The 18824-nt window shown below is 67.3% G+C and carries 20 protein-coding genes and 1 tRNA gene; 7 read left to right on the forward strand and 14 right to left on the reverse strand.

Annotation, left to right across the window (positions count from 1 at the left end; translation table 11 throughout):
• Positions 1-8: 8 nt before the first annotated feature.
• A complete protein-coding gene (locus AB0B82_RS14660) occupies positions 9-1025 on the reverse strand; it encodes a LacI family DNA-binding transcriptional regulator (RefSeq protein WP_360167099.1) in 1017 nt (338 codons plus the stop codon).
• A 144-nt stretch (positions 1026-1169) separates the two neighbouring features.
• Here AB0B82_RS14660 and AB0B82_RS14665 point away from each other — a divergent pair, with 144 nt between their 5' ends.
• From AB0B82_RS14665 to AB0B82_RS14680, 4 genes are all read left to right on the forward strand, one after another.
• Positions 1170-2465, forward strand: a complete 1296-nt coding sequence (locus tag AB0B82_RS14665; RefSeq protein ID WP_360167102.1) for a sugar ABC transporter substrate-binding protein — start codon at positions 1170-1172, stop codon at positions 2463-2465.
• Positions 2465-3343 (forward strand): sugar ABC transporter permease, encoded by an 879-nt coding sequence (locus AB0B82_RS14670; protein WP_360167105.1) that lies wholly within the window; start codon positions 2465-2467, stop codon positions 3341-3343. Before AB0B82_RS14665 ends, AB0B82_RS14670 begins: the two co-directional genes overlap by 1 nt.
• Entirely contained in the window at positions 3340-4251 is a 912-nt protein-coding gene (locus AB0B82_RS14675; protein ID WP_360167108.1) for a carbohydrate ABC transporter permease, read from the forward strand. Before AB0B82_RS14670 ends, AB0B82_RS14675 begins: the two co-directional genes overlap by 4 nt.
• Before the next feature lie 1240 nt (positions 4252-5491).
• Positions 5492-6298 (forward strand): hypothetical protein, encoded by an 807-nt coding sequence (locus AB0B82_RS14680; RefSeq protein WP_360167111.1) that lies wholly within the window; start codon positions 5492-5494, stop codon positions 6296-6298.
• A gap of 51 nt (positions 6299-6349) precedes the next feature.
• Here AB0B82_RS14680 and AB0B82_RS14685 read toward each other — a convergent pair whose 3' ends face one another.
• The 3 genes from AB0B82_RS14685 to AB0B82_RS14695 all read right to left on the reverse strand — a co-directional run bounded on the left by AB0B82_RS14685 (position 6350) and on the right by AB0B82_RS14695 (position 8670).
• Positions 6350-6727, reverse strand: coding sequence for a hypothetical protein (locus tag AB0B82_RS14685; RefSeq protein WP_360167114.1), 378 nt, complete (start codon positions 6725-6727; stop codon positions 6350-6352).
• A gap of 132 nt (positions 6728-6859) precedes the next feature.
• Positions 6860-7723 carry a phosphotransferase gene (locus AB0B82_RS14690; RefSeq protein ID WP_360167117.1) on the reverse strand — a complete coding sequence of 288 codons (864 nt, stop codon included), beginning with the start codon at positions 7721-7723 and terminating at the stop codon, positions 6860-6862.
• A gap of 386 nt (positions 7724-8109) precedes the next feature.
• Positions 8110-8670, reverse strand: a complete 561-nt coding sequence (locus AB0B82_RS14695) for a CGNR zinc finger domain-containing protein (RefSeq protein ID WP_360167120.1) — start codon at positions 8668-8670, stop codon at positions 8110-8112.
• A 127-nt stretch (positions 8671-8797) separates the two neighbouring features.
• On the opposite strand from AB0B82_RS14695, the gene AB0B82_RS14700 reads away from it, so the two are divergent.
• Positions 8798-8869: transfer RNA gene (locus tag AB0B82_RS14700), tRNA-Val, on the forward strand.
• A gap of 62 nt (positions 8870-8931) precedes the next feature.
• Here AB0B82_RS14700 and AB0B82_RS14705 read toward each other — a convergent pair.
• From AB0B82_RS14705 to AB0B82_RS14750, 10 genes are all read right to left on the reverse strand, one after another.
• The gene (locus tag AB0B82_RS14705; RefSeq protein ID WP_360167123.1) at positions 8932-10143 is read right to left on the reverse strand and encodes a site-specific integrase; all 1212 of its coding nucleotides are present in this window, start codon (positions 10141-10143) and stop codon (positions 8932-8934) included.
• 9 nt (positions 10144-10152) lie between these two features.
• Entirely contained in the window at positions 10153-10437 is a 285-nt protein-coding gene (locus tag AB0B82_RS14710) for a helix-turn-helix domain-containing protein (protein WP_360167126.1), read from the reverse strand.
• Positions 10434-11729, reverse strand: a complete 1296-nt coding sequence (locus tag AB0B82_RS14715; RefSeq protein WP_360167129.1) for a DUF3631 domain-containing protein — start codon at positions 11727-11729, stop codon at positions 10434-10436. The genes AB0B82_RS14710 and AB0B82_RS14715 overlap by 4 nt, the downstream gene beginning before the upstream one ends.
• Positions 11726-12598 carry a bifunctional DNA primase/polymerase gene (locus tag AB0B82_RS14720; RefSeq protein WP_360167132.1) on the reverse strand — a complete coding sequence of 291 codons (873 nt, stop codon included), beginning with the start codon at positions 12596-12598 and terminating at the stop codon, positions 11726-11728. The genes AB0B82_RS14715 and AB0B82_RS14720 overlap by 4 nt, the downstream gene beginning before the upstream one ends.
• 21 nt (positions 12599-12619) lie before the next feature.
• A complete protein-coding gene (locus AB0B82_RS14725) occupies positions 12620-13042 on the reverse strand; it encodes an RRQRL motif-containing zinc-binding protein (protein ID WP_360167135.1) in 423 nt (140 codons plus the stop codon).
• Complete coding sequence (locus AB0B82_RS14730; RefSeq protein ID WP_360167138.1) at positions 13039-13398, reverse strand: hypothetical protein; 360 nt, start codon at positions 13396-13398, stop codon at positions 13039-13041. Before AB0B82_RS14730 ends, AB0B82_RS14725 begins: the two co-directional genes overlap by 4 nt.
• A 198-nt stretch (positions 13399-13596) precedes the next feature.
• A complete protein-coding gene (locus tag AB0B82_RS14735; protein WP_360167141.1) occupies positions 13597-15798 on the reverse strand; it encodes a cell division protein FtsK in 2202 nt (733 codons plus the stop codon).
• Between the two features lies 1 nt (position 15799).
• Positions 15800-16699, reverse strand: a complete 900-nt coding sequence (locus AB0B82_RS14740) for an ABC transporter permease (RefSeq protein WP_360167144.1) — start codon at positions 16697-16699, stop codon at positions 15800-15802.
• Positions 16696-16932 (reverse strand): hypothetical protein, encoded by a 237-nt coding sequence (locus AB0B82_RS14745; RefSeq protein WP_360167147.1) that lies wholly within the window; start codon positions 16930-16932, stop codon positions 16696-16698. The genes AB0B82_RS14740 and AB0B82_RS14745 overlap by 4 nt, the downstream gene beginning before the upstream one ends.
• Positions 16929-17177 (reverse strand): DUF6284 family protein, encoded by a 249-nt coding sequence (locus AB0B82_RS14750; RefSeq protein ID WP_360167150.1) that lies wholly within the window; start codon positions 17175-17177, stop codon positions 16929-16931. The genes AB0B82_RS14745 and AB0B82_RS14750 overlap by 4 nt, the downstream gene beginning before the upstream one ends.
• Before the next feature lie 272 nt (positions 17178-17449).
• Here AB0B82_RS14750 and AB0B82_RS14755 point away from each other — a divergent pair, with 272 nt between their 5' ends.
• Together AB0B82_RS14755 and AB0B82_RS14760 are read left to right on the forward strand one after the other, a co-directional pair.
• A complete protein-coding gene (locus tag AB0B82_RS14755) occupies positions 17450-18175 on the forward strand; it encodes a GntR family transcriptional regulator (protein WP_360167153.1) in 726 nt (241 codons plus the stop codon).
• Entirely contained in the window at positions 18172-18723 is a 552-nt protein-coding gene (locus AB0B82_RS14760; RefSeq protein WP_360167156.1) for a hypothetical protein, read from the forward strand. The genes AB0B82_RS14755 and AB0B82_RS14760 overlap by 4 nt, the downstream gene beginning before the upstream one ends.
• Positions 18724-18824 lie beyond the last annotated feature (101 nt).

Genomic DNA, 18824 nt, shown 5'->3' on the forward strand with positions numbered 1-18824 from the left:
CCGGTTGGTCAGGCCGGGGGTGCGGTGGATTCGCGGACGGTGAGGACGGGGTTGGCGGTCCGGCGGTTGACCACCGTGCCGGGGTCGGCGATGGTCTGCAGCAGCACCTCGGCCGCCTGCCGGCCGAAGTCGAAGGTGTCGCGGGACAGGGCGGTCAGGGCGGGATGCATCAGCTGGGTGAGGATCGAGTCGTCGAACGCGACGATCGACAGGTCGCCGGGTACCGTCACGCCCATCTCCATCGCAACGCCGAGGCCGGCCACCGCCATCACGTCGCTGTCGTAGACGATGGCGGTCGGACGATCGGGCTGGGACAGCAGTTTGCGGGTGATCGCGGCACCTTCGGAGTCGCTGAAATCGGTCGTCAGTGAGGGCGCCTCGAGCAGTCCGAGTCGTGGCGCGGCGTCGCGTACGGCGCGGATGCGGCGCTGCGTGTGCTGGAAGTTCGGCGTACCCGCCACGTGCGCGATCCGGCGATGGCCGAGCGCGGCCAGGTACTCGACGATCGACAGCATCGCGTCGCGGTCGTCGGCCCAGACCGAGGACAGCGCACCCTTCCCGCCGCGGCCGCCGATCACGACGGCGGGCAGTTCGAGCGCCTTCAGCTCCTCGACCCGCGGGTCCTTGACGGTCAGGTCGACGAGGATCACGCCGTCGACGCGGTGCTCCGACGCCCACCGCCGGTACACCTCGATCTCGGCCGCGGTGTCCTCGACGATCAGCAGTTGCAGTGAGATCGATTCCGCGGACAAGCCCGACTGCACCCCGGACAGCAGGTGCGCGAAGAACGGCTCGACGCCGAGGGTCCGGGCCGGGCGGGCGATCACCATACCGACCGAGTCCACCCGCGCCGCACCGAGTGCGCGGGCCGCGCTGTGCGGCCGCCAGCTCATCTGCTCGGCGATCTTCAGGATCCGCTCGCGGGTCGCGTCGCTGACCCCGGGCCGCCCGTTCAGCGCGAACGACACCGCTCCCTTGGACACCCCCGCCCTGGTCGCGATGTCCGCGATCGTCGGTCTGGCCACCTGGCCACCTCCCTGTCCGAGGTTGTCTCAGCGGCGCCCGCCACCCCCGCGGGTGCCGCTGCCAACCACGCTGTCCCTTGACAGCGGATTCTACGATGTGGATAGTTCGGGAGCTATACCGGTTTATCAAATCCAGGAGATCCCATGCGTAGACGCCGTCCGGCGCTCGTGGTCAGTCTTGTCGCCGCCGCTCTCACCCTCGCCGGCTGCGGCCTCGGTTCCGAGGACTCCGGCAGCGACGCCGGGGCCAAGCCGACCGTGGACGCGAACGCTCAGGTGACCGGTGAGGTCAGCTTCCAGACCTGGGCGCTGAAGCCCAAGTTCACGTCGTACGTCGAAGGCGTGATCAAGGCGTTCGAGGCGAAGTACCCGGGGACCAAGGTCACCTGGCTGGACCAGCCCGGCGACGGCTACGACAAGAAGGTGCTGAGCCAGGCGTCGGCCGGCCAGCTCCCGGACGTCACCAACCTGCCGCCGGACTTCGCGCTGTCGCTGGCCAAGCAGAACATGCTGCTCGACGTCGCCGCCGCGGACCCGAAGCTGACCGAGGAGTACGTCGAGGGCGGCGTCAAGGCCTACCAGTACGAGGGGATGGACGGCACCTTCGGCTACCCGTGGTACCTGAACACCGACATCTCCTACTGGAACGCGACCAAGTTCGCCGCGGCCGGCCTGGACGTCAAGAACCCGCCGAAGACCTTCGACGAGCTGCTCGCGGCGGCCAAGGTCATGCACGACAAGACCGGCGGCAAGGAATACCTGATGAGCCGGCTGCCGGGCATCGGTGACTTCACCAACGCCGGGATCAAGATCCTGTCCGACGACGGCAAGAAGTTCGTCTTCAACACCCCCGAGGCCGCCGCGCTGCTGGACAAGTACCGCGATGCGTACCAGGCCGGGTACATGCCGCGCGACATCCTGACCAACGAGTACCTGGGCAACTCCAAGCTCTTCACCCAGGGCAAGGTCGCGTGGACCACCGGCGGTGGCAACGCGATCCAGGACTTCATCAAGGACAACCCGTCGCTGAAGGGCAAGGTCGCCCCGTCGCCGGCCCTCGACACCCCGGCGCTGTACGTGCAGGGCCTGTCGGTCTCGGCCAAGTCGAAGAACCAGGCCGCGGCGATCGCGCTCGCCCGGTTCGTCACCAACGCCGAGAACCAGGCCGCGTTCGCGAAGATCGTGAACATCTTCCCGTCCACCAAGGCCTCCGCCTCCGACCCGTACTTCTCGAAGTCCGACGGTACGCCGGAAAGTGACGCGAAGGTGCTCGCCTTCGAGTCGCTGGCGAAGGCGAAGGTGCTGCAGCCGCCGGTGATCAGCGGTGCCACCAACGACTTCATCGGACAGCAGATCTCGCTCGCGATCGCCGGCAAGATCTCGTCGCAGGCGGCTCTGGACGCCGCGGTGGCCAAGGCCAACCAGCTGCTCACGCAGTGATGCGTTACAACCGTTGGTTCACCCCGTGGGTGCTGGTGATCCCAGCACTCGCGTGGTTGCTCGTCTTCAACCTGTGGCCGTCCATCAACACCGTCGTGCTGGCGTTCACGAACGCCAAGCCGCTCGGCGGCGGCACCTTCGTCGGGCTGAAGAACTTCGAGACTCTCCTGCACGACGAGCAGTTGCGGTGGGCGCTGCTGAACAGCGTCATCTACATGGTGGTCTGCCTGCCGTTCCTGACCATCCTGCCGCTGCTGCTCGCCGTACTGGTGGAGAAGAAGCTGCCCGGGATCACGTTCTTCCGGACCGCGTTCTACACCCCGGTGGTGGCGTCCGCGGTCGTGGTGGCGCTGATCTGGCAGTGGATCCTCGACGACCGCGGTCTGGTCAACGGGCTGGCCGAGAAGCTCGGCGTCATCTCCGGGCCGCTGCCGTTCCTGTCCGACCAGTGGCTGTTGCTGTTCAGCGCGATCAGTCTGACGATCTGGAAGGGGCTCGGGTACTACATGATCATCTACCTGGCCGCGCTCGGGAACGTCGGTCGTGAGCTGCACGAGGCCGCCGCGGTCGACGGGGCCGGGGCGATGCGCCGATTCGTGCACGTCACCATCCCGGGGGTTCGCGGCACGATGCTGCTGATCGCGATCCTGATCTCGGTGTCGGCGCTGCGGGTGTTCTCGGAGTTGTTCATTCTCAGTGGCGGCAAGGGCGGTCCGGGCGGTCGGGACAACTCGGTCGTGATGCTGATCCAGCAGTACAGCCAGGGCTTCGAGGGCAACCTCGGCTACGCGTCCGCGTTGTCGATCGTGCTGTTCTTCGTCACCGTCGTACCGATGCTGGTGCTGGCCCGCCTCAACCGCCGGGGAGCCGAAGCATGAGTGTCATCACCGATCCCGCCCGCCCGGCCGTCGCCCCCGAGGCGCCGAAAGCTTCGCGGCGGAAGGGTGCGTTCGGGTTCAACACGATGTCACCGCGGGAGAAGGCCGCGCGCTATGTTCTGCTGGTCTTCGTCCTGCTGATCACGATCGGGCCGTTCCTGTGGCAGTTGTCGACGTCGCTGAAGGGTTCCGGGGAGGACATCTACACCCGGATCCCACGGTTGCTGCCCTCGCAACCGACGTTCGACCACTACCAGGCGGTCACCGACACCATCCCGGTCTGGGATTACGCACGCAACTCGCTCGTCGTCGCCGTACTGGTTGTCGGCGGCAACGTCATCGGGGCGTCGCTGGCCGGGTTCGCCCTGTCGCGGCTGCAGTTCCGTGGGCGGCGGATCGTGCTCGGGTTGTTCCTGGCGACGTTGGTGCTGCCGGGTGAGGTCACGATCATTTCGCAGTACGTGACGGTCCGCGAGTTCGGGCTGGCGAACACGCTGTTCGGTGTCGCACTACCGGGCATGATCGGGGCGTTGAACGTGCTGCTGATGTTCAACGCTTTCCGTTCGTTGCCGGTGGAGGTTGATCAGGCGGCGGTGGTGGACGGCGCGAACGCCTGGCAGCGGTTCCTGTACATCGGTCTGCCGTCGGTGCGCGGGACGATCAGCGTGGTGGCGATCTTCGCCTTCATCGGCGCCTGGGACGACTTCCTGTGGCCGCTGATCGTGCTGACCGATCCGGACAAGTACACGCTGACCGTCGGCCTGCAGTACCTGTCCGGCACCTTCACCAACAACCCACGCCTGATCGCCGCCGGGACGATGATCGCCTTCATCCCGATCGTCATCGTCTTCGCCACCCTCCAACGCTTCTTCTTCAAGGGCGTAGAAGAAGGCGCCGTCAAGGGCTAGCGCTCACACCCACGTCACGAGGTCGTGGGACTTTGCCGTGCGCCGCCCTCCGGACGAACTGGTCCGAGGGGCGCCGGGGTGTGCCATCTCGACAGGACGTATGCGCCAGCCCGGGGCAGGCGCACGCCTGACACGGGACGGCAGGGGCGCGATCGCGGCGAGACGTCCTGTTGAGATTGCACACCGGACCGGCACGCGGTCCGCATCGCGGTCGACTCAGGTTCGGTCGTGGGCGATCGTCTCCGCGCGGTTGGGAAACAAATGTGCACCGGGTGACGAAGAGTTTCCCAGTGACTGCGACCGAGGTCGCCGGCGCAGCGTTTGACCCGGCTGAGTCGCGTGCCCGGAGCAGCTCGCCTGCTGGGTACGTCCCGGGCGAGGGTCATGCGCGGCGGTGTTGCCCTCCCGGGTCCACATCTTTTGCGCGGAGTTGTCGAGCCTGGTTGCCGGCGCCACGCGGCTGGTGGCGTTCGCGAGCGGATCACGTGATCGGGTCTCGCACCGATCGCGGTTGTCGGCTCCGGCTTCGTGGGTGGCGGCGGAGTTCGGGGTTGAGGTTGTCGGCGTCGACTCGTGGAGATTGGCTGGCGGCGGTCTGCTCGAGTCGTGAGGTTTGGTCGTCAGCCACAGCCACAAGTCACGACTCGACGGCCGGGACGCACTCACGTGGCGCTCGGCGGTTGACCGCACCCACGGCTCGGTGGGTGGCGTGGCGCCGCGTGCGCTCGGCGATGACCAGATTGCACGGTTCGGGGCCGTGACGTGGCTTGCGTGTGGGTGTGCGTGGCTGCGTTCGACGGGCGGTGGCAGTTGCGGTGGCAGTGGCAGTGGCGGTGGCGGTGGCAGTGGCGGTGGCGGTGGCAGTGGCGGTGGCAGTGGCGGTGGCAGTGGCGGTGGCAGTGGCGGTGGCAGTGGCGGTGGCAGTGGCAGTGGCAGGGGGTGGGGTCGGTTCTGGTGCTTGGAGGGTGGCGGGGATAACTTCAGGGATGGGCCCTTTGTTGGGTGGCGCTGGGCGTGCGGCTTGGGGCGAGCGTGGGGTGAGTGCCGGCTTTGACGGGGGTTGGGGGCGGGGATTGTGGCAGGGGGCCTGGGGGTGTGCCGGGCTGGGGGGCCGGGGGTGGTGGTTGGGAGTGCGGGGCTGGTCTTTGTGGGGGCGGCTGTGCTCGGGGTGGATGCTTCGAGCGGGGACGCGGGGAGTGAAGCCTTTGTTCGTAGTGCTGCATGGGATGTGTGGCGGTTGGTGGCCGCTGCGGCGGGCGTGCTGTTTCTCGGCTTGATGGTGGTCGCCGTCCGCATCCTTCGGCACGCAGTTGACTGGGGGCTGCTCGAGACCGGATCGCTGGCCTATCTGCTGCCGGCGCTCGTTGGCGCCGGCGTTTTGGTCTTGGGCCGGAGTGTCGTGGGCAGCGGTGTCCCGGATCTTCCTGTGAAGGGGATTGAGTGGCGCGTCAGCGCGGTCTTGGCAACTTCCTTGCTGGCGGGTGTGCCGTGGGTCGTCATCGTCTGGCGTGCGCACGAAACGTGTCGCTTGCTGGCATCTCGGATCGGGAGTCTGCCGCCGGCCGTGACGACCGGTGCCTCGAGCAACGAAGCGCCTTCGCCTCGCCGGGATTTGATCGAGCAGTTGCTGCGGCTGTGGAATCTCGTCGAGCGCTGTGTCGGCGCGTTCGCGCTCGCCGTGGTTGCCGCGCTGGTCGGAGCGAGCATGCTGCGCGCTGCGTTTCTCGAGGCGCATCCTGACGGTGCCGCGCGGTTTCCGGCGGCCAACGTGTTCTATTACGGCGTACTGTTCGCGGCGCTCGCGTCGTTGCTCAACCTGCCGTTGATCGCGGCTTGGCGGAGGTCCGCGCGGGCAGTGGTCGATCGGACGTACCCGCTGCCGCCGGATGGCCTGCCCACGGGGGCGTGGGTTGCGGGGCGCGGTCGGCTCGAAGGCCTGCTGCATCTCGATGTCTCGCTGCTCCGGAGCCCGCTGACGGCGCTCACCGTCTTGTCCCCATTGCTGACGAGTGCAGTTGCCGCGTTCGTCCCGCCGGCAGGCGGCTGAGACAGCCGAAACCGGCCCAGGCGTGCTGCCCGGGCCGGTTCGGCTCGCCGCTTACTTGACGAGCACGACCGAGTTGACCCAAGTCATGTTGTAGGGCTTCGACGGGCCCGTCCAGCGGACGACGGTGGTGCAAGTGCCGCTGCCGCCGTACTTCGAGCAGAGCTTGTAGCCGGCGCCGCCAGTCTGGTTGTTGATCACGATCTTGTCGCCGATCACGTTCGACAGGTTATGCGCGCCGTAGCTGTAGAAGATGTTCTTGCTGTAGATGGTGCCGTTCAGCTCCTGGATGCAGACCGCGCCGGACGGACACGACGCGGTGGTCCCCATCGTCGCCGACGCGTCAGTGGTGGCCGCGTTCGCCGACGGTGCGAACGCCGCGCCCGCGCCGGCGATGGCGAGACTCGCGGCTGCCAGTGCAATCTTTCGCATTCTGTTTCCCTCCCGAGTGGTGACCCCCGGTTGGAGGTCTCACCATCGAAGGTAGGGAGGATCATTCGCCGTCGGCAGGGTGCCGAGACCCCTTTCGGGGCAGGCCGAAAAGGGTTGATCCAGGAGAATTGATCAGGGGACGCGGGTTGCGGCGAAGTCGAGCCAGGTGGTGACGTCGGCGGGGGAGTGGTGCCGGATGGACCAGTCGACCAGGCGCAAGGACAGGTGGGCCCAGTAGAGCCGCAGTACGTCGGGTTCGAGCGTCGTGTCGAGGAGTTCGTCGAACCAGGTCAGGTCCGCGCCGGGCAGCCGTACCTGCGCGTCGAACCGCAGCGTGACCAGCGCGAATCGCCGGTCGCCGCGCCCGATGCCGTCCCAGTCGACGATCCCGGTGATCCGTCCGTCCTCGACCAGGACGTTGCCGGTATGGAAGTCGAGGTGGACGAGGTCGTCGCCGGTCATTCCGCTCGGCTCGCTCCGCCCGACTTCGTGGATCCACGCCAGCAGCTTGCGCGTGCGATCGTCGTACCGCTGGAGTGATTCGTGCAGGCAGAAACCAGGTCCGCTCTCGAGCAGATGCATGGCAGGCGTGGGCAGGTCGCCGCCCCGGCCGGCGAACAGTTCGATCGCCGCGATCATCGCCGTCAGCAGCGACCGGTCGACCGTTGCCGCCGGAGACCCCGGCAGCCGCTCCTGAACGACGGCGACTGCACCGGCGAGGCCGTGGCCTGCGAGGGCATCAGCTGCGCCGGAGTCGGCGCCCGGCAGTTCGGTGATCAGTTCGTACCGCGGTACCGGCAGCCCGTCGCGGCGCGCTGTGTCGAGGACTTCCGCCGTACGTCGGAGCTCGGCCGGCGAGCCGTGACCGCGCGTGAGTACGCCGTCACGCCCGTCGGGCCAGCGGACGAACGCGGCGCCGACCTCTCCTGCCGCGGCCCGGCCCACGAAGTCGAGCCCGGCGCCCGTGGTCTCGTTGACTGCGCGGACCAAGTCCACTGCATCGAGCCTCGGAACCGGAGGTGGCACGCCGTCTGCAGTCACAGCCGCCGACCGTACCGGGCGGCCTCCGGACGAGTCAGGTCATTTCGCCCGGCATTGTCGGCCCGCTGGCGGGTTACGTCGCCGCTGGCGGCTTACAGAGCCTGTTGCAAATTGGATCTGGGTGTTTCCGTCCGCACCAAAACGCAGTGATTTTTCCAGCGATTGCGGCTGGTTTACTCCACCTGAGCCGCAGATTCGAGCCATATCGCCGCTCTATCCCCCACCAAGCTCGACCGGGCGTTGATTCTGCAACAGGCTCTACAGCGGGCCAGCGGCCACACGACCCGCCAGCGGCGACGAGTGGCGCGGCAGGCCGCCGGTCGCGGCCAGGCGTCGCGGGGTTACTCGCCGGAGGCTTTGCGGCGTTCTCGGTAGGCGGCTACGTGCAAGCGGTTGCCGCAGGTGCGGGCGTCGCAGTAGCGCTTGGACCGGTTGCGGGACAGGTCGATCAGGGCGTCGTCGCAGTCCGGAGCCTCGCAGCGGCGAAGACGTTCGCGTTCACCGGCCGAGATCACCTGGGCGAGCGCGATCCCGCACTCCACCGTGATCCGGCACGCCAACGACGCGCCGTCGCGCGAGTAGTGGATGTGCCACGGATGCCCGTCGTGGTTCGTCAGCCGCGGAGTCGACGTACCGCGCGCGATGATCGCGTTGATCATCGTCGCCGCGGACGCGTCGGAGTCCGTGGTGAACACCGGAGCGAACAGCGGGCGCAGATCCCGGACCTCGGCAAGATCCTTCTCCGTCAACTCGCCGACCGCACTGAACTCCCGTTCCTGGACGAACTTCTCCAGTTCCTCCATCGTCTCCAGCGTGTCGACCTGGCTGTTCGGTCCCGGCATCGTGTTGACCAGCCGGACCAGCGTTCCGAGCGCCTGCTCAGTGTCGTGCGAAAAAGTCACAATCACGTCTCCAACGCGACGGGGTCTCCGTCTTTCAGCAAGAGTAGCCCGGCCCGATTAGATCGTCGCTTCATCATGCGCTATGGTTTCACCCGCAACACCACACAGGAAACATCAGCACCATCCCGGGCGATTGGCGCAGTGGTAGCGCGCTTCGTTCACACCGAAGAGGTCACTGGTTCGAACCCAGTATCGCCCACCCGAAGAACACGCAGGTCAGAGCGGGAACCCAGAGCCATCCGGGTCCCCGCTCTACTCGTTTCAGCCCTCGTCAGGCAGCGAAAAGGCAGCAAGAGCCCCTAGAACCCGCTCCTGCGAGCCTCCCTGGACGTGCGTGTAGATCATCAGCGTCGTTGTCGGCCGCTCATGCCCCATCACCCGCTGCACGTCGGGAACCGGCACACCCGAGGTGATCAGCCACGACGCGTACGAGTGCCGGAGGTCGTGAAACCGCAGACCGCCTTCGGCGTGGCGTGCTACTGCCTTGACGGCCTGAGCCTTGGTCTTGAACAGCTCGGTCGCGTCCCCGGCCGGGGTCGGCCAGGTGCCCCGGAACTTGTCCCCCTCCGCCGCGACCCAGCCGAGCAACCCAGCCCGCACGAGCGATGGCCGCCAGATGCGCGCCCGGAACAGCGTCCGACGCAAAGGGGTGCCCGCCTCGTTGATGAACACCTCCCCTGCCTGCCCGGTCCCGTACAGCTCGCGGTACTCCTCCAGGAGCCGCGCCACCATCGGCGGCACCGGAACGACGCGGCGGCCAGCTCGCGACTTCGGGTAGGGCTTGGGGGTCACATGACCATTCACCTCGACGGCTACGCGCTCGACTCGCAAAGTGCCGGCCACCAGATCGACCGACTCCCAGCGGAGCCCGACGCATTCGCCCCACCGCAGTCCAGTGCCGCCAGCAAGCGCGACGATCGCTCGATGCCGCTCGGGAACGGCCGGGAGGAGACGAGTGGTGAAATCCTCCCGGCTGATCGTCTGCCTGTCGCCCGCCTGCTGACGCTTCTTCGGGAGCCGAACGTCCTTCGCCGGATTCACAGCGATCAGCCGGTCACGATTCGCCGCCTTCAGGACCGCGCTGAATAGGCGGTGGCATTCACCAACTGTGGACGGCGAGAGCTGACGCGAGAGACCGGTGATCCACTTCTGCGCTGACGAATGGTCAATGGCTGATAGCGGCGCATTCGCCCAGTGCGCGACCACGTGGTTCTTCAGCAGCGACAGATCACGCGCCCGCGTCGTCAGCTCGACGTTGTGCGACTCCATCCACTGCGCGGCGTACGCGCCGAACTTGATGCGCCTCGCAGCGTGCGGATCGACGTACGTACCCGTGTGCTTCGTTGATTCGATAGTCGCCAGGAAGGCAGTCGCCTCGCGGCGTGTGGGAAAGGTCTTCGACGGCTGGCGGCCGGTCGCATCGCGCCAGCACGCCTTCCACTTACCAGCCGGGGTCTTTCGGATGTATCCCATCTCGGTTTGTCAGCTCCAGTTCGATGCGGTGGCGAGGGTTGCGGAGTCGTCGGGTATCGGTGTGGCATCAAGCCAGGTGTGGAATGCGCGGCGCGGAACGACCCAACGGGTGCCGAGTCGGCGCGCAGGAATCTGCCCTGTGCGGACCATCTGGTAGGCGGTGTTGCGGGAGACGGCAAGGAGCTGCGCAACCTCCGGCACCGTGTAGACGAGTGCTCTGAAGTCGTGGACGGTCGCCGTCGATTCGTCGTCTGGAACGGGGATCAGGTGTGAGACAGGCGTGTGGGTCTTCATGCGGCTCCAGAGGTCGAGTCATCGCTGACAGCTCGCAGGGCCCAAGGCGTACCAGCCGTACCAGCCTCGTTTTGGCTGGTCAGGGTCGAGGAGGCTTGAGTGCCTGGTACGCCTTGAGCCGTACCAGTGGGGTAAGCCGTACCGGGGCTGACCTGCGGTGTTACGGCTGGTACGGCTGATACGGCTTCCCCACCCGAGGGTTTCGGCTCGGGGCAGTAGCGGTTCCAGGCGTCGGTGAAGTCGCTGCGGTAGTAGCCCTTCGCCTGTCCGGTCGGGAACCGGATGGTGTCGCTGTGGATCTCGAACTCGCGCAGCAGGTTGCCCATGCGCATCGCCGTGAGCCCGGCCTTTCCGATCGTCGCCCAGGGCGCTTCGGGGTCGCTGCGGAGCCGTTCCAGCAGGATCGCGGTGGGCAGCGCGTCGGCGTCCTGGAACGCGGTGCGGCAGTCCGCCAACAGCCGGGTCGGCGTAGAGCCTTCATCGCCCGCGTCCCGGTCGCTGGTGAGCGCCACAGCGGCCTTCCGTGCGGCCCGTGGCCAGTCCCCGCCTGCCAGATCGGCAACCGCGATCATCGGCTCCCAGGTGTCGGCCGCGCGGTCCTCCAGGGGCATGTCCGGTGCGGCCTTAGTCAGCTCGGTCACCTGCGGAGCGAGCCACTGATTCAGGAGCTGGCGCAGCTCGTCCAGCTCCGGGCCGTCACGCCGCACCCGGTACGGTGCGACCTGCTCACCAGGAGCGCGGCGGCGCATCCGGATCACGGCGGCCCGGTCCTCGATCGTGTCCGGCATGGCACCAATGCCCGCCAGGGCGGCCATGGCGAACGTCTGGATCTTCTCCACCGACTTCGTCCCGGCGTCGTACCGCAGCGCCGGACGGCCGCGCTGGTGACCGGCGTTCAGCAGTCCCCGCAGATCTTCGTTCTCTCCCGCCTTGGGGCCAAAGATCGTGTCGGCCTCATCGATCAGCAGCGTCGGCGGATCACTCGGAGCCATACCGATCGACCGGTACACCGCCGACGGCGACGCGTTCACGGTCATCAGCGGCCGGTGACACAGCGCCTCCACCATGTCCAGCAACCGCGACTTACCGCACCGTCGCTCCGGTGCCCGGATCACCAGCCGCGGCGCACAGTTCCACGCCTTCACGGCATGAGTGGCCGCGATCCAGAGCACGACGGCAACGGCTGCGGAAGGACTGGGGAGGATGACGTAGCGGGCGATCGCGGCGGCGACGTCGTCCAGCAGTCGGGCACCGTCGATCGGCTGCGTCGGGTCGGTGCTTGGCGTGGTCATGCGGCGATCCCTTCGTCATGGAAGCCACCGGAGATAGCGGCTCGAATGTCGCGGGCGGTCTGGTCTACTTGCTGCCCCACGGCGGTCAGCGCGGCGATCGCGTCAGCGTGGCTGATCGCACCAGCCGCCACCATCCGCGCAACGCCCCTCGCGGCCCCGTAGAGCGTCGTTCGGCGCTTGCCCTCGGGTGCGTTCCGTACGGCGTTGAGCGTGGACGTGAGCAGCCCTTCCGGGTTCGAGATGCCCCCCGGACTGGTCGTCCGGATCGGCCCGGCCGGGACGGTGGCGGATTCGGCCGGCGTAGCGGGCATGCATGCGGCGATCAGCGGAGGGGGCATCTCGACCGGGTCGGCCGGACCCGATCCCCACCGGTAGGGCTGACGGGTGCGGTGGTGGATCGAGGGCGGCAGTACGACGTACCCGCCGTCAGCCTTCACATCGATCCCGGCCCGTCCCGGCATCGGCCGCGACGCGATCTCGCGGCCGGGGTGCCGGTAGTACAGATGCACTCCGCCGGAGCCGGTGCGCACCCAGAGCGTGCGCGGTACCAGCTGGTGCGTGACCAGCTCGGCCAGGCTGTCGTTCCCGCCGTGCGCGGGGTCTACGTCGACCACCACCAGCCCGGACACGCCACCGGTCCGGACGGCGAGCTGTCCGGCCGGGACCGCGGCCACGATCTGCGCGACGCGGGCCGGGTCGGTGGTCGCGGCGTAGAACCCGTGACAGGTCAGATGCCCACAGGTCGCCGGGTCGTGCGGGGTGTCGCGGCAGTCGTCGCAGTTGGCAACCGGCCGCTTGGAGCGACCGAGCATGAACACCGGCCAGCCACGATCAGCAGCAGCCAGGGCGGCGGTCAGCACGTCGTTCATCGGGGATCTCCTCTCGAGTGTTCAGGCGGCAGTCGGGTAGCTGGCGGCATCGATGCAGTCCAGGCAGCGGCCGTCAGAGGTCGGGATGCAGTAGTCGGTGACGGCCTTGCACAGACCGCAGGTACGGCGGGCCTGCATCGCCTTGTCCAAGGCGTTGAGCTGGGCCGGTGACGGGACGCGGGACGGCTTGGCAAGGTCGAGCCGGTACAGCCACGCCCAGCGCTTGCCGTTGCGCCACACCAGCAGCGCGTACGGCTCCTGCCCGCCCGGACACATGCGCATCGCACGGAGCTGGCGGCGAGTGGCGAGCCCCGCGGGTGCCCACCGGAACCGGAACACGGGCGTCCCGTGGTAGTCCCAGCCGAGCGCCTGTTTCCCGTTCCACAGCTCGATCCAGACCGAACGGGCCGGGTGCAGGCTGAACCCATCCAGCGCGGCGGTCATCGCTTGTCGCCCTTGCTGGTCGAGTTCTGGCCAGCGCCCCGGACGGCGCGCATGTGGTTGATGACGTGCCGTCCGAGCCGGACCCGCAGACCCGACCCCTCGCACTTCCCGCAGTGCCGGAACGCGTTGCCGAACGGGGACTTGAACTTGCCGACGCCCTTGCAGCGGCGGCACTTGCCGAACGGCCAGATCAGGCAGGTGAACAGGTAGAACGTGACGGCGGCGGTCACGATCAGTAGGACCGTGGCGACCTGTCCGGCGGTGTGGGCGGCCGCGGTGAGGGTAGCGACAGTGTCGGAGCCGTCGCTACCGTGGGTAGCGGCAGTGAGGGTGGCGGTAGCGGCGCGGGACAGCATGGGAAGCCTCCAGGGGCCGGATTTTGGGCGTGCGGAGCCGTGGCCGCGACCCGCTACCTGCGGATATACGGCCTGGTGGGGGTTGAGTTGCGGGGTAGCGGGACGGGTAGCGCAGCCGCTACCAGTAGCGCCGGGAGCGCTACCTCAGCCGTCCCGCACCCCTAGTAGTGACGATTACGCTCCGTAGATCATTCGGAGTCAGTTGGTGTTGTCGCGGCGGGCCATGGCGGCGCGCAGGTCGTCTGCGCTGACGCCCTTGCGGACCACGCCGTCGCGCTTCACGTTCACCGACGGGACACCGGCCGCGCGGGCCTGCGCGGAGATCGCCTCGGGCGTGGTGCCCTCGTACTGCTCGGGCATCTGGTTGCTCAGCCGTCCGGCGATGGTGTCCCAGTGCGCCTTGCCGTCCGGACCCATCACCGCGAGCACATCGGCCAGCACATCCCGGCTGGCGCGCTCCAGCTCGTCCCCGGCCGCTTCACCGGTCAGCGTGCCGAGCTGCTCGCGGCGCTTCCGGGCGGCGGTCAGGATCTTGTCCGCGTCGGCCGCGTCCGCGAGAAACGACCGCACCGTCGGGGTGTTGTCGGTGACGCCGTACAGGTAGCCGACGCCGCGATACTCGTCACCTACCGGCAGGGCGGAGGCGTCGAACCCTTCGGCGTACGCGTCGCCACCGAGCACGGCCTCGGACACGATCCGGTTGCCGCACTTGAGCGCGAACCTCACCGAGTGGTTGTCGCGGTACCGGTTGAACAGGCGGCCCACGTCGCCCGCGCCGACACCGGACGGCTTCTGCGAGCTGGACTCGATGATCACGCCGGCCGACGGGCCGACTGCCTGAATGCGGGACAGCTTGGCCGCGATCTCCTTGTTCACGGCCTGGTCCTCGGTCTCGAAGTAGACCTGGAACTCCTCCATCACCATCACCAGCACCCGCAGATCCGGATAGCGCGGGTCACGGGCGAGCTCCTTGGTCAGCTTGCCGTCCGGGCACATCGTGACCGGCAACGTGGTCAGGATCGAGTTCACCCGATCGATATGAGCCAGCACCTCATCCAAGATCGCCTGCAACCGCTCAATCGGGTTGTCGTCGTTGGGGTTCGGGTGCGTCCCGAACACCGTGCGGTGCGCGACCTTCTTGAACCCCAACCAGTCCGGCGAGTTCTTGCCGTCAGCAACGATGAGCTTGACGAACGGGTCCAGTGCCGCCCACAACGCCACCAGCCGGGCAAAGAAGGTCTTGCCCTTACGCGGCTGGGCACCGACCAGCAGCGAGTTCCACATCAGCAGCAGCGTGACCAGCGAGTCCCGCTCGTCCTTGCCCAGCTTCACCGGGTCCCAAATGCTGCGCGGCTTGCAGTCCAGCATCTCCGTGCGACCCACCGCGACGGCCAGCGGGTCCCGATCCGACACGAACAGCGTGTGCCGCCGCGAGCTGGACTTGTCCGGCGTCAGGAACACCTGGTTCAGGTGCACGTCCAGCCCGGACGCGATCTTCTCCCGCACGCCCACCACGTCCGACCAGCTCTTGCCGTACGGCAGATCCACCACGACCTGCGAACCGGTGTTCCGTGCGTCGCGGGACATGGGCGAGCCGAACCGCACCTCCTGGTCCGCCTTGTCTGGCTTGCCGAGACCGGCCGCGTAGTACGCACGCAGCACAATGTCAGAGTTCAGCTTGCGGTATCGAGGCGCGACCACAGCGGTACCGAGTACGGTCTGACCTGCGGGTCTTCCGTAGTGCGCGAGCCCGGCGACCGCCGCCGCACCGGCAACCGCGAGACCAGCGGCCGGGGCCGCGTTCCACGCGATCGGCAACCCAATCGCCAGACTGAGGTTCTGTGCCGCCAGGACCAGACCGCGCCACATGCGAGTTGCCTTGAGCTGACGGTGGATCTTCTCCCACTCCCTCAGCTCCCCCGCGTCGGCCGCCTTCTGCTCCAACTGCACCGAGTTCGGCACCCACCACCACCGCATCTGCCGACCGATCAGCCGCGACAGACCACGCCCGGCGAACCAGCCGAACTTCGTTGCATACCAAGGGGATCGGACCGCGTGGAACGCGGTCACGTGAGCGGCGCGAGCCAGGGCGCGGGTGGTGGTGGCGCGCAGGTTCTGCGGGTGCAGGTGGGTCGGGATGATCGGCAGACGGTGGCCGTCCGTGACCGGTACCGGCAGACCGGGGGTGTCCACGGGAACGATGACCTTGCCCGTCGAGGGGTCGTCGTCGGTGTCGTCCAACGCGATCTCGTAGGCGGTGTCCATGCTCTGAACCTCGCCTGGCGACAGCGGCACCAGCACGCCGGCCGTTTCGTCGGCAGGCTTGGTGTCGTCGTCACGGCGGGCGCGGTGCGCGTCGAGGTCGATCGGGTCGGGCAGGTTGTTCATGGGTTCGGTCATGTCACTGCTCCTGGTTCTGCGTGGGGCGGGTGTGGATCAGGTGGGCCAGTGCGGCGCCCATGCCGAGCACGGCGACGGGCAGGCAGGCCACAACGGTGGTGATCGGCCACGGGGCGGCCGTCACGCCAGCGGCCTCTAGCAGGTGATAGGCGACCTGGCCCAGCGCACCGAGCGCGAGCGCGGACAGGGCGGAGACCTTGGCGAACCGGCGTGCCTTGGCGGGCACGCGGCCGGACAGCCACACCCGCAGCGCGAACGCGGCATAGGTCTCGACCCCGATCGGCAGCGTGATCGCAGAGTTGATCGTGAAGCCGTCCGCGATCCCCGGCAGCGGGTGCACGACCCCGAACCCGGTCAGCTCACCGAGTCCGACCCAGCCGGACCAGACCGCGACGAACGCGGGCAGCGCCAGCAGCAGCACCGGCCAGGACCGAACCGGGCGCATTTCGTCCGCGTCCTCGGAACCGGTCTCAGCGTTGGTCTTCGGGGTCGTCTCGGATGCCGGGGAGATGTTGTCCGTGCTGTCCGGGTAGGCAGCCGCGGGAACCAGTTCGACCGGAAACGCCTCGTCGTCGGAGACCGGGGCCGCCTGCTCCGTGACCTGCGAAAAATCCTCCGCAGCGTCGTCGGCGGCCGTGTTGGCGGTCGCGGTGTCGGTGGTGGTCTCGTCGGGGTCCGGCACCGAGTGAAGCCGAGTCTCCGGGTGGTCCCCGGTGCGGTCGTTGGTCGGCTCGTCGGTCAGGGCGGCATGTACCGTCTTGGCCTTGTCCTTGCCGATCCGCAGGTGCTTCATCAGCCGGTTCTGTGAGGGGATCTCTCCCAGCTCGGCCGCAAACTCGCGGGCGGCCGGGATCAGGTCCTCTACCGGGACTGGGTACGACGTACGCAGCGGAGTGCTCATCGCGCCTGACCTCCCGTCAGGTGGCTAGCGACCCAGCCGCCCGCGTGGGGCAGCGTGTCGGTGGTGTGTAAGACGTGGTCGCCGTGCCAGACGATCCACGCCGTTCCCAGCGCCGTACGGGGCGAGACGACCTGCACCAGGTCGTAACCGGCGACCTTCCACCAGCCCAGATCGACCTGGACGAGGTCCGACACCGGAAGCTCGACAACCCGTTCGGTCATCAGCGCGGTCACGCGACAACCTCCGTGCCCGGGGTGCGGTCGGCCAGCTCCCGGCCGATCTCCAGCACCCGGCGTTGGGCGCGCCGGACCCGGCGCGTCTCCAGCTCCGACGCGTACGGACCGGCGTTGATCAGCGCAATCTCGGCGTTCAACAGGTCCAGGTCGGCCGCGATAAGCGGCCACTCGTGCTCGATCGCAGTCAGTTCAGCGGGAGTCGGCTCTTCGCTGCTGACGGCTGACAGGTGGATGATGGTCATTGGGTTGTGCTCCTTCTCAACGGACCAGTGCGACCCAGACGCCTCGGCGGTTGCACCCGCCGGGGCGTCGCTAGTTCGGAACCTGTCTTTCCTGTTCCAACAAATCTGTACCAACAGGTGGCACTGGGTAACCGTCACATGACCGGCCACCGCAAGTCAAGGCTTTTGGGTAGAGTTGTTGGTACAGATCTGTTGGTACTAATCAGAGGAGCAGTCAGGTGACGACCGATGGACCAGCGCGAGCCGCAGCCGGGGTGCATCTGCATGAGGCGATGGCGGGTGACCTGAGGAGAGCTATCGAGACTGGCGAGCTCCCGCCCGGTGCAGCTCTGCCGAGTGAGGCCGAACTGATGCAGCGCTACAACGTGTCCAGGAACACGGTTCGTGGCGCGTTGCGAACCCTGGAGAACGCCGGGCTTGTCACGAGCGTCAAGGGACGCGGACGACATGTCAGTCGGCGCGAACCCGTGTGGATCTATGCATCACGCTCGGAGAGTCGAGCGCGCAGGAAGCCAACAGGCGTGGACTCCTGGGTGGACGACGTGGAGGCACAAGGCCGCCGCGCGAGGACTGATATTCGGGTCGCGGTGGTGCAACCGCCGTCCGACGTTGCCGAGCGACTACAGCTCGCTCCTGGCGGTCTGGCCGCCGTCCGGCAGCGTGTACGCCTCGTCGACGACCAACCTTGGAACATCAACGATTCGTACTACCCGATGGAGCTTGCTCACGAGGTCCCGGCGATCCTCGACCCGGCCGACGTCGTCACAGGTCTAACTGTGCACCTCGCTGACCGTGGTCATATTCAGGTCGCCTACCTTGACGAAATTACAAGCCGGATGCCCACGCCGGACGAGGCAAAGATTCTCGAAATCGGTCCTGGAGTTCCGGTGACAATCCACAGTCGGACTGGCACGGCCAAAGACGGTACTCCGATTCGGTGCACCGTCAGCGTTCTCCCCGGCGATCGACACCGACTGCTTTACGAGGTCCCAGCGTGACGAGCATTAGGCGTGCCGAGCTGTCCGACCTGGAAGCCTTTCTTGACGTGCTTTCTGCTGCTACTGCACGCTTGCATTCGCGTGGCATCAGTCAGTGGCCGCCCCGATTTGCGGAAAGCAAAGTTGTTCCCGACATTGAAGCCGGTCGCGCCTACATCGTCTGCGATGGATACGATGCCGTCGCCACAACGATTCTCAGTCCGATCGGGGATCCGGATTTTTGGAGCCCTGACGAATTGACTGATCCTGCCTACTACGTCAGCAAGATTTCGACCATCAGCGGATACAGCGGGCTTGGATCAGCACTGCTAGATTGGTGCGGCCATAGGGCCGCGCAGCTTGGTGGGAAGCTGCTACGTCTCGACGCCTGGCGCACGAATCACGATCTGCACAATTACTATCTCGCACAGGGGTTCCACCACGTGCGAACGGTCGTGCTTGCACATCGTAACTCTGGCGCACTATTTGAGCGTCCAGCGCGCGACGTCACAACAGACGCGATGCTCGAATATGGGCTCACCAACCATGCCGGCCAACTCGAAGGCTGAATCAGACCTGACTCGTGCCACCGGGGTGTGTCAGTTCGGTTCGATGTTGAGGGCGTGAAGGATCTCGTGGGCTTGCGGGGTGAGTGGGTCGTGGGCGGCGT

The sequence above is a fragment of the Kribbella sp. NPDC048915 genome (assembly GCF_040649595.1).
In the GTDB taxonomy this organism is placed as follows: Bacteria; Actinomycetota; Actinomycetes; order Propionibacteriales; family Kribbellaceae; genus Kribbella.

What these genes read in the sequence shown, in the direction of transcription:
- AB0B82_RS14665 (WP_360167102.1), top strand. Translation starts at nt 1,170, where the DNA reads ATGCGTAGACGCCGTCCGGCGCTCGTGGTCAGTCTTGTCGCCGCCGCT.
- AB0B82_RS14670 (WP_360167105.1), top strand. Translation starts at nt 2,465, where the DNA reads ATGCGTTACAACCGTTGGTTCACCCCGTGGGTGCTGGTGATCCCAGCA.
- AB0B82_RS14675 (WP_360167108.1), top strand. Translation starts at nt 3,340, where the DNA reads ATGAGTGTCATCACCGATCCCGCCCGCCCGGCCGTCGCCCCCGAGGCG.
- AB0B82_RS14685 (WP_360167114.1), bottom strand. Translation starts at nt 6,727, where the DNA reads ATGCGAAAGATTGCACTGGCAGCCGCGAGTCTCGCCATCGCCGGCGCG.
- AB0B82_RS14705 (WP_360167123.1), bottom strand. Translation starts at nt 10,143, where the DNA reads ATGGGATACATCCGAAAGACCCCGGCTGGTAAGTGGAAGGCGTGCTGG.
- AB0B82_RS14710 (WP_360167126.1), bottom strand. Translation starts at nt 10,437, where the DNA reads ATGAAGACCCACACGCCTGTCTCACACCTGATCCCCGTTCCAGACGAC.
- AB0B82_RS14715 (WP_360167129.1), bottom strand. Translation starts at nt 11,729, where the DNA reads ATGACCACGCCAAGCACCGACCCGACGCAGCCGATCGACGGTGCCCGA.
- AB0B82_RS14720 (WP_360167132.1), bottom strand. Translation starts at nt 12,598, where the DNA reads ATGAACGACGTGCTGACCGCCGCCCTGGCTGCTGCTGATCGTGGCTGG.
- AB0B82_RS14725 (WP_360167135.1), bottom strand. Translation starts at nt 13,042, where the DNA reads ATGACCGCCGCGCTGGATGGGTTCAGCCTGCACCCGGCCCGTTCGGTC.
- AB0B82_RS14730 (WP_360167138.1), bottom strand. Translation starts at nt 13,398, where the DNA reads ATGCTGTCCCGCGCCGCTACCGCCACCCTCACTGCCGCTACCCACGGT.
- AB0B82_RS14735 (WP_360167141.1), bottom strand. Translation starts at nt 15,798, where the DNA reads ATGACCGAACCCATGAACAACCTGCCCGACCCGATCGACCTCGACGCG.
- AB0B82_RS14740 (WP_360167144.1), bottom strand. Translation starts at nt 16,699, where the DNA reads ATGAGCACTCCGCTGCGTACGTCGTACCCAGTCCCGGTAGAGGACCTG.
- AB0B82_RS14750 (WP_360167150.1), bottom strand. Translation starts at nt 17,177, where the DNA reads ATGACCATCATCCACCTGTCAGCCGTCAGCAGCGAAGAGCCGACTCCC.
- AB0B82_RS14755 (WP_360167153.1), top strand. Translation starts at nt 17,450, where the DNA reads ATGGCGGGTGACCTGAGGAGAGCTATCGAGACTGGCGAGCTCCCGCCC.